The sequence below is a fragment of the Rahnella aceris genome, assembly GCF_011684115.1.
Lineage (GTDB): Bacteria > Pseudomonadota > Gammaproteobacteria > Enterobacterales > Enterobacteriaceae > Rahnella > Rahnella aceris.
In genome coordinates this window covers 294,346-313,287 of record NZ_JAADJV010000004.1, presented here as the reverse complement: position 1 = coordinate 313,287, position 18,942 = coordinate 294,346, and the positions used below count along the sequence as shown (strand labels likewise).

Annotated in this window: 17 protein-coding genes, 1 tRNA gene, 2 other RNA genes and 1 pseudogene; 10 read left to right on the top strand and 11 right to left on the bottom strand. The window is 55.6% G+C overall.

The window, feature by feature from the left end:
- Window positions 1–74: 74 nt before the first annotated feature.
- The 3 genes from GW591_RS19615 to GW591_RS19605 all read left to right on the top strand — a co-directional run bounded on the left by GW591_RS19615 (window position 75) and on the right by GW591_RS19605 (window position 478).
- A tRNA-Pro gene (locus tag GW591_RS19615) sits at window positions 75–151 on the top strand.
- 33 nt (window positions 152–184) lie between these two features.
- A non-coding RNA gene (locus tag GW591_RS19610) (RtT sRNA) lies at window positions 185–314 on the top strand.
- Between the two features lie 34 nt (window positions 315–348).
- Window positions 349–478: non-coding RNA, RtT sRNA (locus GW591_RS19605), on the top strand.
- 102 nt (window positions 479–580) lie between these two features.
- Here the strand turns inward: GW591_RS19605 and GW591_RS19600 are convergent.
- The 11 genes and pseudogenes from GW591_RS19600 to GW591_RS19550 form a co-directional block, all read right to left on the bottom strand.
- Window positions 581–1,057, bottom strand: a complete 477-nt coding sequence (locus GW591_RS19600; RefSeq protein WP_014411451.1) for a type II toxin-antitoxin system YhaV family toxin — start codon at window positions 1,055–1,057, stop codon at window positions 581–583.
- A gap of 6 nt (window positions 1,058–1,063) precedes the next feature.
- Window positions 1,064–1,408 (bottom strand): type II toxin-antitoxin system PrlF family antitoxin, encoded by a 345-nt coding sequence (locus GW591_RS19595; protein ID WP_013573435.1) that lies wholly within the window; start codon window positions 1,406–1,408, stop codon window positions 1,064–1,066.
- A gap of 81 nt (window positions 1,409–1,489) precedes the next feature.
- Window positions 1,490–1,672, bottom strand: a pseudogene (locus tag GW591_RS19590) (type II toxin-antitoxin system RelE/ParE family toxin); the annotation flags it as partial.
- Between the two features lie 119 nt (window positions 1,673–1,791).
- Window positions 1,792–3,171 carry an MmgE/PrpD family protein gene (locus GW591_RS19585; RefSeq protein ID WP_166861272.1) on the bottom strand — a complete coding sequence of 460 codons (1,380 nt, stop codon included), beginning with the start codon at window positions 3,169–3,171 and terminating at the stop codon, window positions 1,792–1,794.
- 19 nt (window positions 3,172–3,190) lie between these two features.
- Complete coding sequence (locus GW591_RS19580) at window positions 3,191–3,973, bottom strand: ABC transporter ATP-binding protein (RefSeq protein ID WP_014411455.1); 783 nt, start codon at window positions 3,971–3,973, stop codon at window positions 3,191–3,193.
- A complete protein-coding gene (locus tag GW591_RS19575; RefSeq protein ID WP_014411456.1) occupies window positions 3,973–4,839 on the bottom strand; it encodes an ABC transporter ATP-binding protein in 867 nt (288 codons plus the stop codon). The genes GW591_RS19580 and GW591_RS19575 overlap by 1 nt, the downstream gene beginning before the upstream one ends.
- A complete protein-coding gene (locus GW591_RS19570) occupies window positions 4,832–5,767 on the bottom strand; it encodes an ABC transporter permease (protein WP_112197519.1) in 936 nt (311 codons plus the stop codon). Before GW591_RS19570 ends, GW591_RS19575 begins: the two co-directional genes overlap by 8 nt.
- On the bottom strand, window positions 5,764–6,849 hold the full coding sequence (locus tag GW591_RS19565) for an ABC transporter permease (protein ID WP_166861270.1): 1,086 nt from the start codon (window positions 6,847–6,849) through the stop codon (window positions 5,764–5,766). Before GW591_RS19565 ends, GW591_RS19570 begins: the two co-directional genes overlap by 4 nt.
- Before the next feature lie 29 nt (window positions 6,850–6,878).
- Window positions 6,879–8,477, bottom strand: coding sequence for an ABC transporter substrate-binding protein (locus tag GW591_RS19560; RefSeq protein ID WP_013573441.1), 1,599 nt, complete (start codon window positions 8,475–8,477; stop codon window positions 6,879–6,881).
- A 349-nt stretch (window positions 8,478–8,826) separates the two neighbouring features.
- Window positions 8,827–10,266 (bottom strand): M20 family metallopeptidase, encoded by a 1,440-nt coding sequence (locus GW591_RS19555; protein ID WP_037033813.1) that lies wholly within the window; start codon window positions 10,264–10,266, stop codon window positions 8,827–8,829.
- A gap of 257 nt (window positions 10,267–10,523) precedes the next feature.
- On the bottom strand, window positions 10,524–11,450 hold the full coding sequence (locus GW591_RS19550) for a LysR family transcriptional regulator (protein ID WP_013573443.1): 927 nt from the start codon (window positions 11,448–11,450) through the stop codon (window positions 10,524–10,526).
- A 728-nt stretch (window positions 11,451–12,178) separates the two neighbouring features.
- Between GW591_RS19550 and dppA the strand changes: the two genes are divergently transcribed.
- The 7 genes from dppA to GW591_RS19515 all read left to right on the top strand — a co-directional run bounded on the left by dppA (window position 12,179) and on the right by GW591_RS19515 (window position 18,901).
- A complete protein-coding gene (gene dppA, locus GW591_RS19545; RefSeq protein WP_037033811.1) occupies window positions 12,179–13,786 on the top strand; it encodes a dipeptide ABC transporter periplasmic-binding protein DppA in 1,608 nt (535 codons plus the stop codon).
- 200 nt (window positions 13,787–13,986) lie between these two features.
- A complete protein-coding gene (gene dppB, locus GW591_RS19540) occupies window positions 13,987–15,006 on the top strand; it encodes a dipeptide ABC transporter permease DppB (protein WP_013573445.1) in 1,020 nt (339 codons plus the stop codon).
- A 10-nt stretch (window positions 15,007–15,016) separates the two neighbouring features.
- Window positions 15,017–15,931, top strand: coding sequence for a dipeptide ABC transporter permease DppC (gene dppC / locus GW591_RS19535; RefSeq protein ID WP_013573446.1), 915 nt, complete (start codon window positions 15,017–15,019; stop codon window positions 15,929–15,931).
- Between the two features lie 10 nt (window positions 15,932–15,941).
- Entirely contained in the window at window positions 15,942–16,967 is a 1,026-nt protein-coding gene (gene dppD / locus GW591_RS19530) for a dipeptide ABC transporter ATP-binding protein (RefSeq protein ID WP_013573447.1), read from the top strand.
- Window positions 16,957–17,979: a dipeptide ABC transporter ATP-binding subunit DppF gene (gene dppF / locus GW591_RS19525; protein WP_013573448.1), complete on the top strand. Its 1,023-nt coding sequence runs from the start codon at window positions 16,957–16,959 to the stop codon at window positions 17,977–17,979. Before dppD ends, dppF begins: the two co-directional genes overlap by 11 nt.
- A gap of 120 nt (window positions 17,980–18,099) precedes the next feature.
- Window positions 18,100–18,489, top strand: a complete 390-nt coding sequence (locus tag GW591_RS19520; protein ID WP_165497389.1) for a polymorphic toxin type 44 domain-containing protein — start codon at window positions 18,100–18,102, stop codon at window positions 18,487–18,489.
- Complete coding sequence (locus GW591_RS19515) at window positions 18,467–18,901, top strand: hypothetical protein (RefSeq protein WP_131638494.1); 435 nt, start codon at window positions 18,467–18,469, stop codon at window positions 18,899–18,901. Before GW591_RS19520 ends, GW591_RS19515 begins: the two co-directional genes overlap by 23 nt.
- The last annotated feature ends 41 nt before the right edge of the window (window positions 18,902–18,942 follow it).

Sequence of the window (18,942 nt, the reverse complement as noted above, 5' to 3'; positions counted from 1 at the left end):
TTATGGGCAGTCAGTTCGGATGTTATAAAAAGCCGTTGACGCTCTGAGGGGGTCGCAGTAAGATGCGCCCCATTCGGCGAGTAGCGCAGCTTGGTAGCGCAACTGGTTTGGGACCAGTGGGTCGGAGGTTCGAATCCTCTCTCGCCGACCACATTTGAAAAACCTGCTTTTAAAGCAGGTTTTTTTTCGTCTGTAGTAAAAGAGGATGAGAACCTCCGAAGGAGGTTTGAGCCGAGCGAAGCGAGACCACGTTGCTTTAGCAACGGCCCGCAGGGCAAGCATCGAAGATGCGTGTCATCCTCTCTCGCCGACCACATTTGAAAAACCTGCTTTTTAAAGCAGGTTTTTTTTCGTCTGTAGTAAAAGAGGATGAGAACCTCCGAAGGAGGTTTGAGCCGAGCGAAGCGAGACCACGTTGCTTTAGCAACGGCCCGCAGGGCAAGCATCGAAGATGCGTGTCATCCTCTCTCGCCGACCATATTTGAAAAACCTGCTTTTTAAAGCAGGTTTTTTTTCGTCTGTAAAAAGCCCGCGGCCTTCTGGTTGCGGGCTTTTTGCTTTGTGGCGTGTATGAGGGAGACTAAGGTAATTCTTCCGCCGCTACCTTCCCTGACGCCTCGCAAAGTGCCTGCCAGTTGTCTGGCGGTTCACCGCTTTTCAACATCTTGCGAAACATCCGGTATGCGTCTGTTTTGCTTTCGTAGGCGCGTAATTCTTTATCATCATTCACCCAGGCGTAAATAATGATCCGGCTTTTCAGGTTGTAGCGGAAAAACAAACGGTACTGCTGGAAGAATTTTGCCCTGAACCAGTGTGAGAATTCCCCGCCTAACGTATCGCCCTGACGGAATTCAACACGCGCCGGATCCTGCGGGATAACGTCAAACATCAGCTTATTGATCGCAGCCAGCCGTTTGGTGGCGTTCTTACTTTTATAGCCCGCCGGATCTTTGCGGCGCAGTAAAACAACCTGATCAGTGAGTGCCTGTATTTGTTGCAGGATCAGAGGATGAGCGAGAAGGGTCCATCCGTTAATCTCCATGGCCTGATTGTGCATAATCCTTTACTCGTCATCGTCAGAAAGCGGGCTCTCAAGATCGATAGCCATCCCGGCGGTCAGTACATTGATTTTTTCATGCAGGGATAATGTTACCGGCTGCATATTTTCCGGGTTATTGAGCATATCTTTTGCCACAAAACCGAGAAAGGCACTGATAACAGGGTCTTCCGCTTCTTCGAGTTGCCTCGAAATAACCACCTGCCCGTCTGGCAAAATCTTGTACTGGATCCGATCATTTTCGGTGAGATTTAATGCCTTACGGATAGTGGCCGGAATGGTGGTCTGGAAGCGGCGGGTGACTTTGGATTCGGCTTCGAATTTTATTCCCCATAGTGCCGAGGCTGACATAATGAGACTCCATAATGATGCTTATTTGAGCAATTTTGTCAGCGTAATGCATTTGCATTGCCAATGCAAATGCATTGCTTTTTACTTCATCATCTTCACATCGCCTTTGCGGTGATTTTTATGATCCTGATAGAAATTCTCATGCGAATCCAGGCTGAGCAGATATAGTTCAATTTTTTCTTCACGCCAGCAATAACCCAGCAAAGCCTGCTGCTTTTCCAGCGGAAATTTATGCACCCTCAGGTAACTGAGATCGCCTTTCTTAAGTTCCCCGAGCCGCGAGAATAGGCGTTGTCACATACGTAAGAAAGGGGCATTTTCGCGGGATTTTCATTCCTGCGAGGCATCACGTAAAAATGTCCGGCACGCCGTTTTTCCTGCAATCAACCCTGCGCACCGTCCCGCAAAGATTCACCCAACAACGGGGCTAAAAAACCTAAATCCTCCTGCTCCTCAAGCCGGTTGAGCTGACGAAAAAGGTCGCTGGCGTTGCTCATCGTGGTGCAACAATCAGTGAGTTTTCGCAGTCTGTCGGCGTCACTGAACGGCTCGCTGTTGCTGCCTTTCGCCAGTTTGCGGGCTGCCTGTAACGTGCGGCCATCGCGCAGGGTAAGCGTTACTTCATGTGTCAGGCGATCGCCCGGCGGTGTTTCTGCTTCCTGTTCCGGCGTATAGCAGCGCAGGGATATGCGCGCCAGACGAGCCGGTTCAGTGAGTTCTGCGACCCGCGCTGGCGTGAAATCAGCGACGCTCAGCGAGCCGTTGCGCAGCCAGGTATCGACGCAGTATTGCATCGAAAAGCGCGCCTGCATTTCATTGACCGGCAGCGGATACGCCAGATTGCGCAGATTGGCGATGCCAACCAGCGTATCAACGGTCAGCACGTCATCATCACTGAAATCATGCTGCGCACGCAGGTCGTCCAGGGCGTCGATAATCATGTGCGTCGAGCCGCAGCACGGGTGACGTTTGGGCATCACGCCGGTGGTTTCTATGACGTGAAAATGGGTGCCCAAAATAGCCGGAATATTCCAGCCCGGCGGCGTCAGGCCGCCAAACATTTCCAGAAAGCCCTGCGGCGCGTCCAGAATATCAATGCGTCCCTGCATGTGTTGCCGGGCAAAATTCGCCGCGTCAACTGCATTACGGGCAGCCCATCCTGCGTGCAGCGGTTTGATCGGCGTGCCGAACTGACCTTTGGTGCCGGAGGCAAAACTGACGGCATTGCTTAACGCTCTGGCGATACCTGCCTGATCTAATCCCATCAGCCAGGCGACACCTGCCGCACTGCCGATGCAGCCGACGGTCGAGGTGCCGTGCCAGCCCGCAGTGTAATGCGAAGGCGCGACGCCGGAACCGACAAACGCCTGCGCCTGCAAACCGATCAGATAGGCTTTCACCAGTTGTTCGCCACTGGCATGGATATCATCAGCGACTGCCAGTAATGCAGGTACCAGCACCGCAGACGCATGGCTCATGCCCGGCGCGAAGTTGTCGTCATAATCGATGGCGTGCGCGGCCGTGCCGTTGACCATCGCGGCGATGGCCGCAGGTGCGCGTCCGCCACCGGCTAAACGGCAACGGGCTTGCGGGGTAAAATAGCTTTCGCTGGCGGCACGCACGGCACGACTGGAGAAATCATCCTGTCCGGCGTACAGGCAGGCCAGCGTATCGGTGATCGCTTCCCGGGCTTTGCGGCGCGCGGTGGTGCTGAAATCAGGCTGGCTGCAACACCAGCGGGCAATGGCTTCAATCACATTCATGATGTTTCCTTCAACGGCTTCAGTGGCGGCTGGCAGCAAGAAATTGTTGGGTATACGGCTCGCGGGCCGCGCCGCTGCGGATTTCGGCGGCGGTCAGTTCTTCCAGCAGTTTTCCCTGATGCATGATGGCGACGCGGTCGCACAGGTGCGCGACCACCGCCAGATCGTGCGTCACCATCAGATAGGTCAGGTTGCGTTCGCGGCGCAGTTTTTTCAGCAGATTGAGGATTTCCGCCTGCACTGACACATCCAGTGCGGACGTAGGTTCGTCGAGCAGCAGCACCTGCGGTTCAATGATCAGCGCCCGTGCCAGTGCCACACGCTGGCGCTGACCGCCCGAAAGCTGATGCGGATAGCGGTAACGAAAGGCATCGCTCAGGCCAAGCGCATTCAGCACGTCGCTGATGCGTGCCTCCCGCCGGTCCATGCCGTGGATCACCAGCGGTTCCAGCAGCGTGTGGTAGACCATTTTGCGCGGATGCAGCGAGGCATACGGATCCTGAAACACCATTTGTACCTGCCGGTAATAGTCTTTATTGCGCACCGGATGTTGTTCGCGGTTCTGATACAAAATCGCGCCGCTGTAACGGGTGTTCTGGCCGGTCAGCGTGCGCAGAATGGTCGATTTTCCGCAGCCTGACTCGCCAATCAGCCCGTAACTTTCGCCTCTGGCGATGTGCATTGTGACGCTATCGACCACGGTTTTGCTGTGAGTGCCTTTGCCGAAAGCGATGCTCAGATCGACGGTTTCGAGCATCCGGTCAGCGGTCAGCGGCGGCGTGGGATTCATGAAAGTGGTCATCAGCAGGCTTCTCCGTAACGGTATACCGGGCCGGTCAGCCACGCCGGGTCGCGTGCCGGAATAGCGAGCATGTCCACCGGATGCTGTAAATCCGGCTGACTGGCGAGCAGGGCGCGGGTGTAAGGATGTCTGGCGTTATGCAGCTGATCTGCCGAAATTTCTTCGAGAATACGTCCGGCGTACATCACCAGTGCGCGGTCGCAGAAACTCGACACCAGCCCGAGATCGTGAGTAATAAACAGCAGGCCGGTTTTGCGCCGTGCCAGCAACGCGTCCAGTACGCTCAGCACCTGCTGACGCACCGTGACGTCCAGCGCCGACGTGGGTTCGTCGGCGATAATCAAATCGGGTTCAGGGATCAGCATCATGGCGATCATGATGCGCTGCCCCATGCCGCCGGAAATCTCGTGCGGATACAGGTCAAACACCCGTTCCGGATCGCGGATATTCACCGCTTCCAGCATCGCCAGTGCTTTCACGCGGGCTTCTTTTTCACTGACATGAAAGTGAATGCGATACGCCTCGTTAATCTGATGACCGACGCGCATCAGCGGATTCAGCGAGAATTTCGGGTCCTGCATAATCATGGAAATCCGTTTGCCGCGGATTTTGCGCATCTGGCGCTCGCCGGTACTGAGCAGGTCGATATCGCCAAACTGCATGCGGTCGGCGCTGACGCTGGCACCCTGCGGCGTCAGTTTCAGCAGTGAACGGCCGGTGAGCGATTTACCGGAACCGGATTCGCCGACAATCGCCACTTTTTCACGGCCAACTGAGAAGGAGATACCGCGCACCGCGTGGTTTTCCTGCCGGTGGCCTTTGAACGTAATGTTCAGGTTTTGCACATCAAGCAATGTTTCAGTCATGGCGCAGATCCAGTACGTCGCGCAGGCCGTCACCGAACAGGTTGAACGCCAGGCTGGTGAAAAGAATCGACAGGCCGGGAATGGCGGCAATCGTCCAGTGAGTCATCATGAACTGGCGGCCGGAAGAGAGCATCGCGCCCCATTCCGGACTGGGTGCCTGTGCCCCGAGGCCGAGAAATCCGAGGCCGGAGGCGGTCAGGATAATCCCCGCCATATTCAGCGTCAGGCGCACCACCACCGAAGGCAGACACATCGGAATGATGTGGCGCAGGATGATGCGCATCTGCGATGCACCCTGCAAACGCACGGCGGCGACGTAATCCATTTTGCGGATAGACAAGGCTTCGGCGCGTGCCAGACGGGCAATCGGCGGCCAGGCAGAAAGTGAAATCGCGATAATCGCATTCTCGATACCCGGGCCGAGTGCGGCGACAAAACCCAGCGCCAGAATCAGACTCGGGAACGCCAGAAAGATATCGACGATGCGCATCAGAATGGTGTCCGTCCAGCCGCCGACCGTGCCCGCCAGCGTGCCGACCAGCAAACCGAGGGGACCGACAATCAGCGCCGTCAGGCCGGTGATGTAGAGCGTGATACGCGCGCCATAAATCAGGCGGCTGTAAATATCGCGCCCGAGTTCGTCGGTCCCCAGCCAGTATTCGCGGCTCACCGGTGCCAGACGCAGTTGCAGGTTTTGCGCGTAAATATCGTGTGTCGCCAGCCACGGCGCGAAAATCGCCACTGTGACGATAAACAGGATGACGATCAGCCCGAACAGCGCCGAGGTATTACGGCGAAAGCGTCGCCACTGATTCAGGCTTTGCTGCACACGCGCCTGCCACGGTGTGGCCGGAACCGGCGCGTCGAGCCATGCCCGCAGGGAAAACGCCGGGCGCGCAGTGAGATGAGGTTTAGCGGAGTCGGTCATGATTGCTCCTGACGGGTTCGCGGATCAAAGATGCGGTAAAGCAGGTCGCAGATAAGGTTCAGCGCCACAAAAATCACGCCGATCAGTAACGAGCAACCCACCACGGCGTTCATGTCGCCCGCCAGCATGGCGTTGGTGAGATAGCGGCCAAAACCCGGCCAGGCGAATACCGTTTCGGTCAGCACCGCGCCTTCGAGTAAAAAGGCGTAAGACAGCGCGACGACCGTCACCACCTGGACCGCCACATTACGAAAGGCGTGGATCCACACACTGCGTGCCCATGACAACCCTTTCACCCGGGCGGTGATCACATATTCCTGTCCGAGTTGTTCAATCATAAAGCTGCGGGTCATGCGGCTGATGTACGACAGCCCGCTGAGGCCAAGAATCGATGCCGGTAAAATCAGGTGGCTGAAAACGTTGCGAAACGCCTCCCAGTTTCCGGTCAGCGCGGTGTCGATGAGATAAAATCCGGTGACTTTCTGCACGTCGAATTCATACATAAAGTCGATACGGCCCGGCCCGCCGATCCAGCCGAGTCCGGCGTAAAACAATACCAGCCCCATCAGACCCAGCCAGAAATTCGGCGCGGAATGGCCGAGCAGGCCGATAAAGCGGATGCAGTGATCAAACCAGGTATTGCGGTACATCGCCGATAACACGCCTGCCGGAATGCCCAGACAGGTGGCGATCAGTGCCGCCAGCGTCGCCAGTTCCAGCGTGGCCGGAAACACGCGGGCAATGTCGGTGGTGACCGGATTGCCGGTGGTCAGTGCGTTACCGAAATCCAGCATCGCGACGTTTTTCAGGTAGATCAGAAACTGTTCCCACAGCGGTTTGTCCAGCCCGAGCAGGTGATACATCTTCTGATAGGCTTCCTGACTGGCGTTATCGCCGAGCACTGATACCACCGGGTCAATCGGCAGCAAGCGCCCGATAAAAAAGGTCAGCGCCGCCAGCCCCAGTAACGTGCAGAACACGGAAACCAGCAATTTACTCAGCCGGGCGGCGCTTTCGCGCAGCCGCAGCCAGGGAGATTCAGCATGCGCTATGCCTGCTGTGGTCGGATCGAGGTGCGACATCGGGCGCTCCTTGGTTTTTTATGGAAGGCTTATTTGGATGCCAGTGCGTAATAAACGCGGAAGCCGTTCCACGTCCAGTCTTTGACCTGTCTGGTCAGCCCGGCGGTGTTGTACATCTGGAACATGATCGCCATCGGGCCTTGCTGCATCTGCTCTTCCTGCAAGGTGTGATAGAGGGCAATACGTTTTTGCTCATCGGGTTCGAGCAGCGCTTCGGTGACTTTTTTATTCATCGCCGGATCGAAATACGAAGCACGCCAGCTCGGATACTGGGTTTTCTTGGCTTCTTTGCTGTTGTCCGGGTTGTAGACCAGACGCGAGGCGTTACCGTGCGCATCCGGCACCGAGGTCTGCCATGCCATCATGGCGCTCTGGAATTCACGCCCGCGCACGCGGCTGAATAACTGGGCATTGGCCATGCTTTCGATGGAGAGTTTTACGCCGATTTTCGAGGCATTTTCCTGCGTGCTCTGGGCGATAGGCGCCGAGTGCGGCAGGGTGCCGATGATCAGTTTGGCGGAGAAACCGTCGGGATAACCGGCTTCGGTCAGCAACTGTTTGGCTTTCGCCAGATCCAGTTTGAACGGCTGTCCGGCATCTTTATCCAGCGCACCAAAGGCGCCGAGCTGGGCGAAACTGGCGCGCGGTACACCGAGATACGGCATCACGGTGGAAGCCAGCCCCTGATAATCAATCAGATAACGCATCGCGAGGCGCACTTTCGGGTTTTTGAAAATCGGGTCTTCGCTGTTAAAGGTCCAGAAGAACAATTGCGGCTTGAGGACTTTCTCCACCTTCACCTGACCGCCTTTGTCCAGATCACGTAAATCGTCCGGCGCCAGGTCACGGGCGATATCCACATCACCCTGTGTCAGCAACAGGCGCTGCGTGCCGGTTTCCGCAACGTGGCGGATCAGGATGCGTTGCAGTTTCGGTTTCTCGCCCCAGTAATCTTTATTCGCCTGCAACACCACGCCTTCACCGGCATTCCAGCGCATCAGCTGATAGGCACCGACGCAGGCGGTGTGCGTGGTCAGGTATTTGTTGCCCATGTCGTCGCCAACGGCATTTTTCTCCACCAGCGCCTGATCCAGGGTGGTCGACACGTTATTGGCGGCGATAGCCTGTAAGACCAGATTGGTCGGGTACGGCTGGTCGAATTTCATCACCAGCGTGTCGTCGTCGGGCGCGGTAATGCGTTCTTTGACGTTATCTTTGGTAAAGCCATATTCAGTCAGGGTGGCGGAATTGCCGAAACCGAGCAGCACCACGCGCTGCAACGACCAGGCGACGTCTTTCGCTGTGGCTTTATTGCCGGACGGGAATGTCATGCCGGTATTGAGATGGAAGGTGATTTGTTTGCGATCCGGCGCGATATCCCAGCTTTTTGCCAGGCGCGGAATAACGCGGGATTCGTCTTTCGGATCGAAATCCACCAGCGTGTCGCAGGTGTTTTTGATGATTTCATTAGTGACCACTTCGCCAATCTGCGCCGGGTCAAAGGTGCTGATTGCGTCAATATTCCATGCCATCACCAGCGAATCCGCAGGCGTCGCGGCCTGTGCAGCCGTACTTCCCCATGTGAGACCAATCATTGTGGCGAGGATTTTTGTTCTGGTGTTGAGCATAAATCGGGTTCCTTTGATTAAAAAAAACGAGCGTAAAATAGTGAATCTCTGTCAGCCCCTTTCGCAGAAAGAGAAGGCGTATTCGGTCAACTCCCTCCCCTGCGAAGGGGAGGGTTGGGGTGGGGTATTAATGGCGTCGCCGGAGTTGCCTGCTAAACCCCCTCCCGGCCTCCCCCTTCGCAGGGGGAGGAGCAAAGACTCGATCGGCTCCCTCCCCTGCGAAGGGGAGGGTTGGGGTGGGGTATTAATGGCATCACCGGAGTTGCCTGCTAAACCCCCTCCCGGCCTCCCCCTTCGCAGGGGGAGGAGCAGACCCACTCCCTGTCATCAGAGAGGGTGCTTCAAACTTTTATTCAGGACGTGGCTGAACCGGTGGTTTCACTTCCGGCGGGATCGGGCACACATAAGGGGTTTCAGCGGTCAGTTCCTGATGCGCCTGTTTGGCGGCTGCCATCAGTGCGCTGTCGGTCAGGGTGTCGATGGCGGTGGCGGCCATGATTTTGGCGACGTAAGCCAGCCCTTTATGCGCGGCAGGCATTTTCCCCTGCGCAGTGAGCTGCCACGAGTGACCCGGTGTCCCTATGGCGTAAGTCGGGACATGCGCCTGCACGGTCGGCATTTTCCAGCTGATATCACCGACGTCCGTTGAACCCAGCATCAGTTCGCCGGAGGTTTCCAGCGGGACAATGAATTCACATAACGGTGAGGCGTCCTGCGGTTTTTTGAGGCCGATGCGGCGGTAGGCGCTTTGCAAATCCTGCGGGCTGAGCGTGGCCTGAATCTCAGCGGCAAAGGCCTTGTCAGCCGCGTCGAATTCCAGCGGGCCGAGCAGTTCGAAGTTACGCTGCATGGCTTCTTCCAGCGGGCGGTTGCCCAGCAGGTTGGCCACGGCGCTCATGATGCTGATATCGACGGTGGTTTCGGTCATCAGCGCCGCGCCCTGTGCGACTTTTTTCACGCGCTCGTTGAGTTCAAACATGGCATGTACGTCGCGTGAACGGATGGCATAACGCACGGCGGCACGCGCCTGCACCACGTTCGGCGCGATGCCGCCGGAATCGAGCATCGCATAGTGAATGCGGGAATCCTGCGGTACGTGTTCGCGCAGGTAGTTAACGCCGACGTTCATCAGTTCAACGGCGTCCAGCGCACTGCGTCCAAGATGCGGCGAGGCGGCGGCGTGCGAGGAGCGGCCATGGAAGACGAAATCCATGCGGGTATTGGCCAGCGATTCGGCGCGGGCAACTTCAGTAAAGGCATTCGGGTGCCAGGTGATGGCGACGTCCACGCCGTCAAACGCCCCGGCGCGCGCCATAAAGGATTTGGCGGCGCCCCCTTCTTCCGCCGGACAGCCGTAATAGCGCACGCGCCCCGGCGTGCCGGTTTGTGCCAGCCAGTCTTTCAGCGCCGTAGCTGCCAGCATGGCGGCAGAACCCAGCAGATTGTGCCCGCAGCCATGCCCCTGACCGTTGCCCGGTAAAGGTTCAGGGCGGGCAATTCCTGCTACCTGGCTCAGCCCCGGCAGCGCATCGTATTCGCCCAGAATGGCGATGATCGGGCCGCCTTCACCGGCTTCGCCCATCACGGCCGTCGGAATGTCGGCGACATTTTCAGTGACGCGAAAACCCTGTTCTTTCAGCATCGCCGTGTGTTCGGCAACGGAACGGTATTCGGTATAGCAAATTTCCGGCATGCCCCAGACGCGATCGCTCAGGGCGGTGAACAGGGCTTTTTTGGCGTCGACCAGGCTCCAGACGGTTTCTTTATTCTGCGCAGATGCGTTATTCAACGGAGACTCCTTGTGCCAGTGGCTACGGTTTTATGAGGTCAGTGTGTCGGAGGAACCTGTTCAGAATGTGTGCAGAAAAGGCAAAGATCCAATGAGTCTTTCAGCTGACCCATTCCAAAACCGCATAGATATTTTGAGATATGCGAAAACAGAATAGTCAGCGTGACTCTCTGAATAGAAAGGAGAAATTACAGGTTGCGGGGAGCCTCACGCGGGAGCCTGGCGTGGAAAGGGAACATTTTTACCGCCGGAACCGGTCAGGCGACGGCGCGGGTCTGGTGCAACTGGCTGGCTTTATTCCACAGCCGTTCGGCCTGCGGGGTACGGAATTTTTCCAGCCGGTAAAGACGGATGCTGGCCTGAATATCCCAGCTTCGTTCTCCGGCGCGGATAAGCGATCCGTTCGCCAGTTCCTCGCAGATCAGGCTGGTGGGCAACCACGACACGCCGCAGCCGGAAATGGTCATCGCTTTCAGGCCGCTGCACATCGGATTTTCATACACCGGCTTCAGCGGCAGCGGGCGCGACGCAAACAGGGCACTCAGCGCGTGGGCAAAAAAGGACCGATTGCCGTAACTGAGATAAGGAAGCTGGACGCGGGTGCCGCCAAAGGGGCTTAGCGGGAACAGGGGCTTGCCGTCATCGTCTGGTGCACAGACGGCCAGCGCATTCTCTTTTCCCAGTTCAATATAGGGAAAGCGTTCGAGCTGTTTCATCAGCGGGACGGAATCATGGGCGTAGGTCAGCAGAAAATCCGTTTCGCCATCCAGCAGCAGGGAAATATTGCCGCTGAATGACGGCTGCTGATCGCACAAACGAATGTAGCCGTACTGATGCGACGGGTCGATCTGGTTGATCCAGTCGGGGAAAAAGGTCAGGGAGAGCGTATTGAGCGCGGCAAAATGCACGATGGCGTGCTTCTGCGCATGGCGCTCACGCAGGTCGCTGCGCAGTTGTGTCATGGAAAACACCAGATCTGCCGCAGTATGCAGGAAGTCCTGGCCTTCCGGCGTCAGGCGTATCGGGTAGGTTTTTCGGTCAAAAAGCGGCACGCCAAGCCATTCTTCCAGTTGCTTAATTCGTCGGCTCAGCGCGGACTGGGTGATGTTTCTTTCACTGGCGGCTCGCGTAAAGCTATAGCACTGAGACACACTGAGAAAATCTTCAAACCACTTCAGTTCCATCAGAAAACCTCTGGCGGGTAATAAGCCCGTAATAACAAGCAATAAATGCGCCAGAGTTTAAAAACTGCTTAACATATTGGTTTCAATCCATGTCCGCCCGCAACCCGGCTTGTGCCGGAAAAACAGACAACATCAGTACGCTAAATCACCTGCACCACCAGCGTGCAATTGCGCTATTTTGGGGTATTTTGCGGGTGCCAGCGCAAACGCTTTCGCTGATGAGTCGACGCCGTTTGCTACACTTGTCAGCATTTTCCGCTGGTTTCCACCCCTATCTCAAAAATAACCGTTCATATATTCATCATTTAGCCAGAAATTTTTAGGGATTTAAAATGGGCGAAACCCCCAGGAATATTCTTTTACAAAGGGGATTGTCTGGTTATTCACTGCGCAAACTGAACATTCATCCTGATTTGGTTAACAAAATGTTTTTTTATGTTTGTTTGTTGTAACTCACAGTCTGTGTAAATGCCTGATGGTTATATTGACGTCAAGGAAAGGAGTTGCCAAATTGATAGCCCCAAGGAAGACCAGTGATTATTTCCGGTAAGATTTTGTAAAGACAGCTTTACAGATCGAAGGAAAAAAATGGCAGTTCACCATGCTCTGGTTGGACTTATTGCAGCACACGAGCAAACACAGTCACCCGCAAATAAAAATAAAGGGTGACGTGAGCTGTATACACAACACACACATCCACATCACCATTAATCGATGGAGCAGAAGCGATGACAATCTCTTTAGGTAAGTCGGGGCTACTGAAATTCAGTATGGGCCTGATTGCGCTGACCGTTGCGGCCAGTGTCCAGGCAAAAACGTTAGTGTATTGCTCTGAAGGTTCACCTGAAGGCTTCAACCCTCAGTTGTTCACCTCTGGCACCACGTATGACGCAAGCTCCGTGCCTATCTACAACCGTCTGGTTGAATTCAAGATCGGGACCACTGAAATCCAGCCGGGTCTGGCTGAGAAGTGGGACGTGTCTGCTGATGGCAAAACCTACACTTTCCATCTGCGCAAAGGCGTGAAGTGGCAGGACAACAAGGAATTCAAACCGACCCGTGATTTCAACGCGGACGACGTCGTGTATTCCTTCGAACGTCAGCTGGACAAAAATAACCCTTACCACGGCGTTTCCGGCGGCAGCTACGAATACTTCGAAGGCATGGGTATGGGCGATCTGATTAACAAGATCGTGAAAGTGGACGACAACACCGTACAGTTCGTGCTGAACCGCCCGGAGTCTCCGTTCCTGGCTGACCTCGCGATGGACTTCGCTTCCATCCTGTCTGCGGAATACGCTGACAACATGCTGAAAGCGAAAACCCCTGAGAAAGTCGACCTGGATCCGATCGGTACCGGTCCGTTCCAGCTTCTGCAATACCAGAAAGATTCACGCATTCTCTACAAAGCCTTCCCGGGCTACTGGGGCACCAAGCCGCAGATCGACCGTTTAGTCTTCTCCATCACGCCTGACGCTTCCGTGCGTTACGCGAAACTGCAGAAAAACGAATGCCAGGTGATGCCATACCCGAACCCGGCTGACATCGCGGCAATGAAGAAAGATAAATCCATCAACCTGATGCAACAGCCTGGCCTGAACGTAGGTTATCTGTCCTTCAACGTTGAGAAGAAACCACTGGATGAAGTGAAAGTGCGTCAGGCACTGACCATGGCTGTGAACAAAAAAGCCATCATCGATGCGGTTTATCAGGGTGCTGGCCAGCCGGCTAAAAACCTGATCCCACCAACCATGTGGGGCTACAACAAAGACGTTGTGGATTACGAATACAATCCTGAGAAAGCCAAAGAGCTGCTGAAAGAAGCCGGTCACGCAGACGGTTTCGCTATCGACCTGTGGGCGATGCCGGTACAGCGTCCGTACAACCCGAACGCACGCCGTATGGCTGAAATGATCCAGGCTGACTGGGCAAAAATTGGCGTGAAAGCCAACATCGTGACTTACGAGTGGGGCGAATACCTCAAGCGTGCTAAGAACGGTGAGCACCAGTCTGTGATGATGGGCTGGACCGGCGACAATGGGGATCCGGATAACTTCTTCGCTACCCTGTTCAGCTGTGCAGCGGCGAAAGACGGTTCCAACTACTCCCGCTGGTGCTACAAGCCGTTTGAAGATTTGATCCAGCCAGCCCGTGCTGAATCTGATCACGCCAAACGTGCCGCGCTGTATCAGCAGGCTCAGGTTGTGATGCATGACCAGGCACCTGCGCTGATCATCGCTCACTCCACCGTATACGAACCTGTTCGCAAAGAAGTCAAAGGGTATGTCGTCGATCCGCTCGGCAAACACCACTTCGAAAACGTCTCAATGGAGTGATCGCTTACTGAATAACCCGGGAGCTGCGTTGTGTGGTGCTCGCAATCTTCGCCTGCCTGAAGGTATGTCTTGATTGCTGTGCTCCTCCGCCTTGCTCGCGGGCCATTCAGTACAGCCTTGATTCTCAAGAAAGAAATGTGAGCCACAATAAGCCCGGCGAGCTACGGTTCGCCGGGCATTTTATACAGAGAGTACGGGATATGTTGCAGTTCATACTCCGACGTCTGGGGTTAGTTATCCCAACGTTTATCGGCATTACTTTGCTGACTTTTGCCTTCGTACACATGATACCAGGCGACCCGGTCACCATCATGGCAGGCGAACGCGGTGTTTCCCCCGAACGTCACGCCCAGCTGATGGCAGATATGGGGCTCGACAAGCCTCTTTACCAACAATATTTCCACTACGTGAACGGTGTGCTGCATGGCGACCTGGGCACGTCCTTAAAAAGCCGCACCCCTGTCTGGCAGGAATTCGTACCGCGCTTCAAAGCAACACTGGAACTGGGCATCTGCGCGATGATCTTCGCGATCATTGTCGGTATTCCGGTGGGTGTGCTGGCGGCGGTAAAACGGGGATCGATATTCGACCACACGGCTGTGGGGATCTCGCTGACCGGCTATTCGATGCCGATATTCTGGTGGGGGATCATGCTGGTGATGCTGGTCTCGGTGCAGCTTAATCTGACGCCCGTATCGGGGCGAATAAGCGATACCGTCTTCCTGGATGACAGCCTGCCGCTGACCGGCTTTATGCTGATCGACACGTTGTTTTGGGGCGAACCGGGTGATTTCGTGGATGCCGTGATGCACATGATTTTACCGGCCATCGTACTGGGCACCATTCCGCTGGCGGTGATTGTGCGTATGACCCGTTCTTCCATGCTGGAAGTGCTGGGCGAAGACTACATCCGTACCGCGCGCGCCAAAGGCGTCAGCCGTATGCGGGTGATTGTCATCCACGCGCTGCGCAATGCGCTGTTGCCGGTGGTGACCATCATTGGTTTGCAGGTCGGTACGCTGCTCGGCGGTGCCATCCTGACCGAAACCATCTTCTCCTGGCCGGGACTCGGCCGGTGGCTGATCGACGCACTCCAGCGCCGCGACTATCCGGTCGTGCAGGGCGGGGTGTTGCTGGTCGCTACTCTGATCATCGTGGTTAACCTGCTGGTAGATGTGCTCTACGGCGTGGTCAACCCGCGTATTCGCCACAAGAAATAAGGGGCGCACAATGTCTCAAACCACTGAGCCGGTCGCTAACGAGTTAGTGACGGCTGCGCCAGTGCCGATGCCGCCTTTGCGCGAATTCTGGCATTACTTCAAGCGTAACAAAGGGGCCGTTGTCGGCCTGGCTTACATCATTATCATGCTGGTCATTGCGATTGGTGCGAACGTGATTGCACCACATCTGCCTGCCGAACAGTTCCGTGACGCGCTGTTGCGCCCGCCTGTCTGGATGGAAGGCGGGAGCTGGAAATTCCTGCTGGGCACCGACGACGTCGGCCGCGATATTCTGTCGCGTCTGATGTACGGCGCGCGTTTATCGCTGCTGGTCGGTTGCCTGGTCGTCGTACTGTCGCTGATCCTCGGCGTGGTGTTCGGTCTGTTTGCCGGTTACTACGGCGGTGTGGTTGACGCCATCATCATGCGTGTGGTCGATATCATGCTGGCCCTGCCAAGCCTGTTGCTGGCACTGGTGCTGGTGGCAATTTTTGGCCCATCGATTGTTAACGCCTCGCTGGCGCTGACCTTCGTGGCCTTACCGCACTATGTCCGCTTAACCCGTGCTGCGGTGCTGGTGGAAGTGAACCGCGACTACGTCACTGCGTCGCGCGTGGCCGGTGCCGGTTCTGCCCGTCAGATGTTCATCAATATTTTACCTAACTGCTTAGCGCCGCTGATCGTTCAGGCATCGCTCGGCTTCTCCAACGCCATCCTTGATATGGCAGCGTTGGGCTTCCTCGGTATGGGCGCACAGCCGCCAACGCCGGAGTGGGGCACCATGCTGTCGGACGTCTTACAGTTTGCTCAAAGTGCCTGGTGGGTCGTGACCTTCCCCGGCGTGATCATTCTGCTGACGGTGCTGGCATTTAACCTGATGGGTGATGGCCTGCGTGATGCCCTCGACCCTAAACTTAAGCAGTAAGGGGTTGGAGATGGAAACAACATTAACGAATGATGTTCAGGTCGGCAAAACGTTGCTGACCGTGGATAAACTCTCCGTTCACTTTGGTGACGAAGGGACGCCGTTCCGCGCCGTAGACCGTATCAGTTACAGCGTGAAACAGGGCGAAGTGGTCGGGATTGTCGGTGAATCCGGCTCCGGTAAATCAGTCAGTTCACTGGCGCTGATGGGGCTGATCGACTTCCCCGGTAAAGTGATGGCTGAAAAACTCGAGTTTGGTGGCCGTAATCTGCAGGGCATCAGCGAAAAAGAACGCCGCCAGATTGTCGGTGCCGAAGTCGCGATGATTTTCCAGGATCCGATGACCAGCCTGAACCCGTGTTACACCGTCGGTTTCCAGATTATGGAAGCCATCAAGGTGCATCAGGGCGGCAACAAAAAGACCCGTCGTCAGCGCACCATCGATTTGCTGAATCTGGTGGGTATTCCGGATCCGGCTTCGCGTCTCGATGTCTATCCGCATCAGCTTTCCGGCGGGATGAGTCAGCGCGTGATGATCGCAATGGCGATTGCCTGTCGCCCGAAATTACTGATCGCCGATGAGCCAACCACCGCGCTCGACGTGACCATTCAGGCGCAGATTATTGAACTGCTGCTCGATCTGCAACAACGCGAAAACATGGCGCTGATGCTGATCACCCATGACCTGGCACTGGTGGCCGAAGCCGCGCAGCACATTATTGTGATGTATGCCGGACAGGTAGTGGAATCGGCAAAAGCCACGGAAATCTTCCGTGCGCCACGCCATCCGTATACGCAGGCGCTGCTGCGCTCACTGCCGGAATTCGCCGCAGATAAAGCGCGTCTGCAATCCTTGCCGGGCGTGGTGCCGGGTAAATATGACCGTCCTAACGGCTGTCTGCTGAATCCGCGTTGCCCGTATGCAACCGATCTTTGCCGTAAAGAAGAACCTGCGCTGCGTGACCTCGCGAACGGGCGTCAGTCGAAGTGCCATTATCCGCTGGATGATGCCGGGAGACCTACTTATGAGTCCTGATAACACCCAACCGCAGCCGCTGTTGCACGCGATTGACCTGAAAAAACATTACCCGGTGAAGAAGGGCATCTTCGGCCAGGAACGCACGGTGAAAGCGCTCGACGGCGTGTCGTTTACCCTCGAACGCGGTAAAACGCTGGCGGTGGTCGGGGAGTCCGGTTGTGGTAAATCCACGCTGGGCCGCCTGCTGACCATGATTGAAGTGCCGACCGGCGGTGAGCTGTATTACCGTGGTCAGGATTTGCTGAAACCTGACGCAACCGCTGAAAAGCTGCGCCGTCAGAAGATCCAAATCGTGTTCCAGAATCCTTACGGATCGCTCAACCCGCGTAAGAAAGTCGGGCAGATCCTCGAAGAGCCCTTGCTGATCAACACCAAACTTAGCCGCGAAGAACGTCGCGAAAAAGCCCTGGCGATGATGGCGAAAGTCGGCCTGAAAACCGAGCATTACGACCGCTATCCGCACATGTTCTCCGGCGGCCAGCGTCAGCGTATTGCTATCGCCCGCGGTCTGATGCTGGATCCGGACGTGGTGATCGCCGATGAACCGGTCTCCGCGCTCGACGTTTCCGTGCGTGCGCAGGTACTGAACCTGATGATGGATTTGCAGCAGGATTTAGGGCTGTCGTACGTCTTCATCTCCCACGACTTGTCCGTGGTGGAACACATCGCTGACGAAGTGATGGTGATGTATCTGGGACGCTGCGTGGAGAAGGGGCCGAAAGACGCCATCTTCAGCAATCCGCGCCATCCATACACGCAGGCGCTGTTGTCCGCGACGCCGCGTCTGAACCCGGACGAACGCCGTGAACGCATCAAACTGACCGGCGAGCTGCCAAGCCCGCTGAATCCGCCAGCCGGTTGCGCGTTCAACGCCCGCTGCCGCCGTGCGTTCGGCACCTGCAAACAGTTCCAGCCGCAGTTGAAACAGTACGGCGATCAGCTCGTCGCCTGCTTCGCTGTCGATCAGGATGAAACCGGTACGACGCAGACGGTCGCCGTAAATCAGTAATCCCCCGCCGTTATAACGAAGCCCGCGAAAGCGGGCTTTTTTCTGGGTAATTTTTCAGACACTTTGGCAGATGAGAAATTGATATGATGCCTGAATCCCAAAAATAACAGGACGTTAATTATGGCATCTGTACCCTTATCTGGACCCGGCTCTCAGGTTGTTCAAAACAATATGAGAGAAGCCCGGCAGCATGGGACATCGAGAAATATGGCGACCGCCAGCACATATTATTGGTTTTATCAGAAAGTAAGGAATCACGGTCCCTGGGATTATAAAGCCTATGATCCTTACTGGGCGGCCTTCGGGAATTTTAACTTTGGTGCTGCAGGAACGGCAGCCGGTATTCCGGCGACAACACTTCTTATGGGGGCTGGATTCGCACAAGAACGTGCAGGGACATCGAGACCTGAGTGGGGAAAATGGACTCAGAAGCCACCTTACGGAGATGACCCAACAGATCAACGTAACATAAGAGAAGGGATCGATTATGCCATTCAAAATGGTTATTAGATGGCTGCATCGTTTTGTCACTCTCGCCCTTTTTCTGCTGGTGATGGGGTTCTGGTGGCTTAATCAGAGCGGGGACAATCCAGCCGGAGATAAATTGCTTCGCACACAAAAAATTAATGATCATATGTGGTTATATCTGACTGAAAGCCAAAGTGGGGGGGCGACGGTTCCTTTCCACTACCGTTATTATCTGGCTGGAGATCTGAAAGGCAGTAACAGTGAAATCGTTAAAAATCTGGCTGAGAGTTTTCCATTTATCTCAGGGAGTGGAACAATTGCGGATATCAGCACCAGTGCAGATAACCGGGTGATGGTTACTTATAGCGGAAATGTTTTTTCTTTAAATAATACCGCCAGCTACAAGTATAACGGGCAGAACTATACGGCTAACTTTAGCTATCAGATTAATTAAATCTCTATAGATATTAAAAGGCCAGTCAGCATCCACTGACT

Coding starts and splice junctions, on each gene's coding strand:
- GW591_RS19600 (WP_014411451.1), bottom strand. CDS start 1,057: ATGCACAATCAGGCCATGGAGATTAACGGATGGACCCTTCTCGCTCAT.
- GW591_RS19595 (WP_013573435.1), bottom strand. CDS start 1,408: ATGTCAGCCTCGGCACTATGGGGAATAAAATTCGAAGCCGAATCCAAA.
- GW591_RS19585 (WP_166861272.1), bottom strand. CDS start 3,171: ATGAATGTGATTGAAGCCATTGCCCGCTGGTGTTGCAGCCAGCCTGAT.
- GW591_RS19580 (WP_014411455.1), bottom strand. CDS start 3,973: ATGACCACTTTCATGAATCCCACGCCGCCGCTGACCGCTGACCGGATG.
- GW591_RS19575 (WP_014411456.1), bottom strand. CDS start 4,839: ATGACTGAAACATTGCTTGATGTGCAAAACCTGAACATTACGTTCAAA.
- GW591_RS19570 (WP_112197519.1), bottom strand. CDS start 5,767: ATGACCGACTCCGCTAAACCTCATCTCACTGCGCGCCCGGCGTTTTCC.
- GW591_RS19565 (WP_166861270.1), bottom strand. CDS start 6,849: ATGTCGCACCTCGATCCGACCACAGCAGGCATAGCGCATGCTGAATCT.
- GW591_RS19560 (WP_013573441.1), bottom strand. CDS start 8,477: ATGCTCAACACCAGAACAAAAATCCTCGCCACAATGATTGGTCTCACA.
- GW591_RS19550 (WP_013573443.1), bottom strand. CDS start 11,450: ATGGAACTGAAGTGGTTTGAAGATTTTCTCAGTGTGTCTCAGTGCTAT.
- dppA (WP_037033811.1), top strand. CDS start 12,179: ATGACAATCTCTTTAGGTAAGTCGGGGCTACTGAAATTCAGTATGGGC.
- dppB (WP_013573445.1), top strand. CDS start 13,987: ATGTTGCAGTTCATACTCCGACGTCTGGGGTTAGTTATCCCAACGTTT.
- dppC (WP_013573446.1), top strand. CDS start 15,017: ATGTCTCAAACCACTGAGCCGGTCGCTAACGAGTTAGTGACGGCTGCG.
- dppD (WP_013573447.1), top strand. CDS start 15,942: ATGGAAACAACATTAACGAATGATGTTCAGGTCGGCAAAACGTTGCTG.
- dppF (WP_013573448.1), top strand. CDS start 16,957: ATGAGTCCTGATAACACCCAACCGCAGCCGCTGTTGCACGCGATTGAC.
- GW591_RS19520 (WP_165497389.1), top strand. CDS start 18,100: ATGGCATCTGTACCCTTATCTGGACCCGGCTCTCAGGTTGTTCAAAAC.
- GW591_RS19515 (WP_131638494.1), top strand. CDS start 18,467: ATGCCATTCAAAATGGTTATTAGATGGCTGCATCGTTTTGTCACTCTC.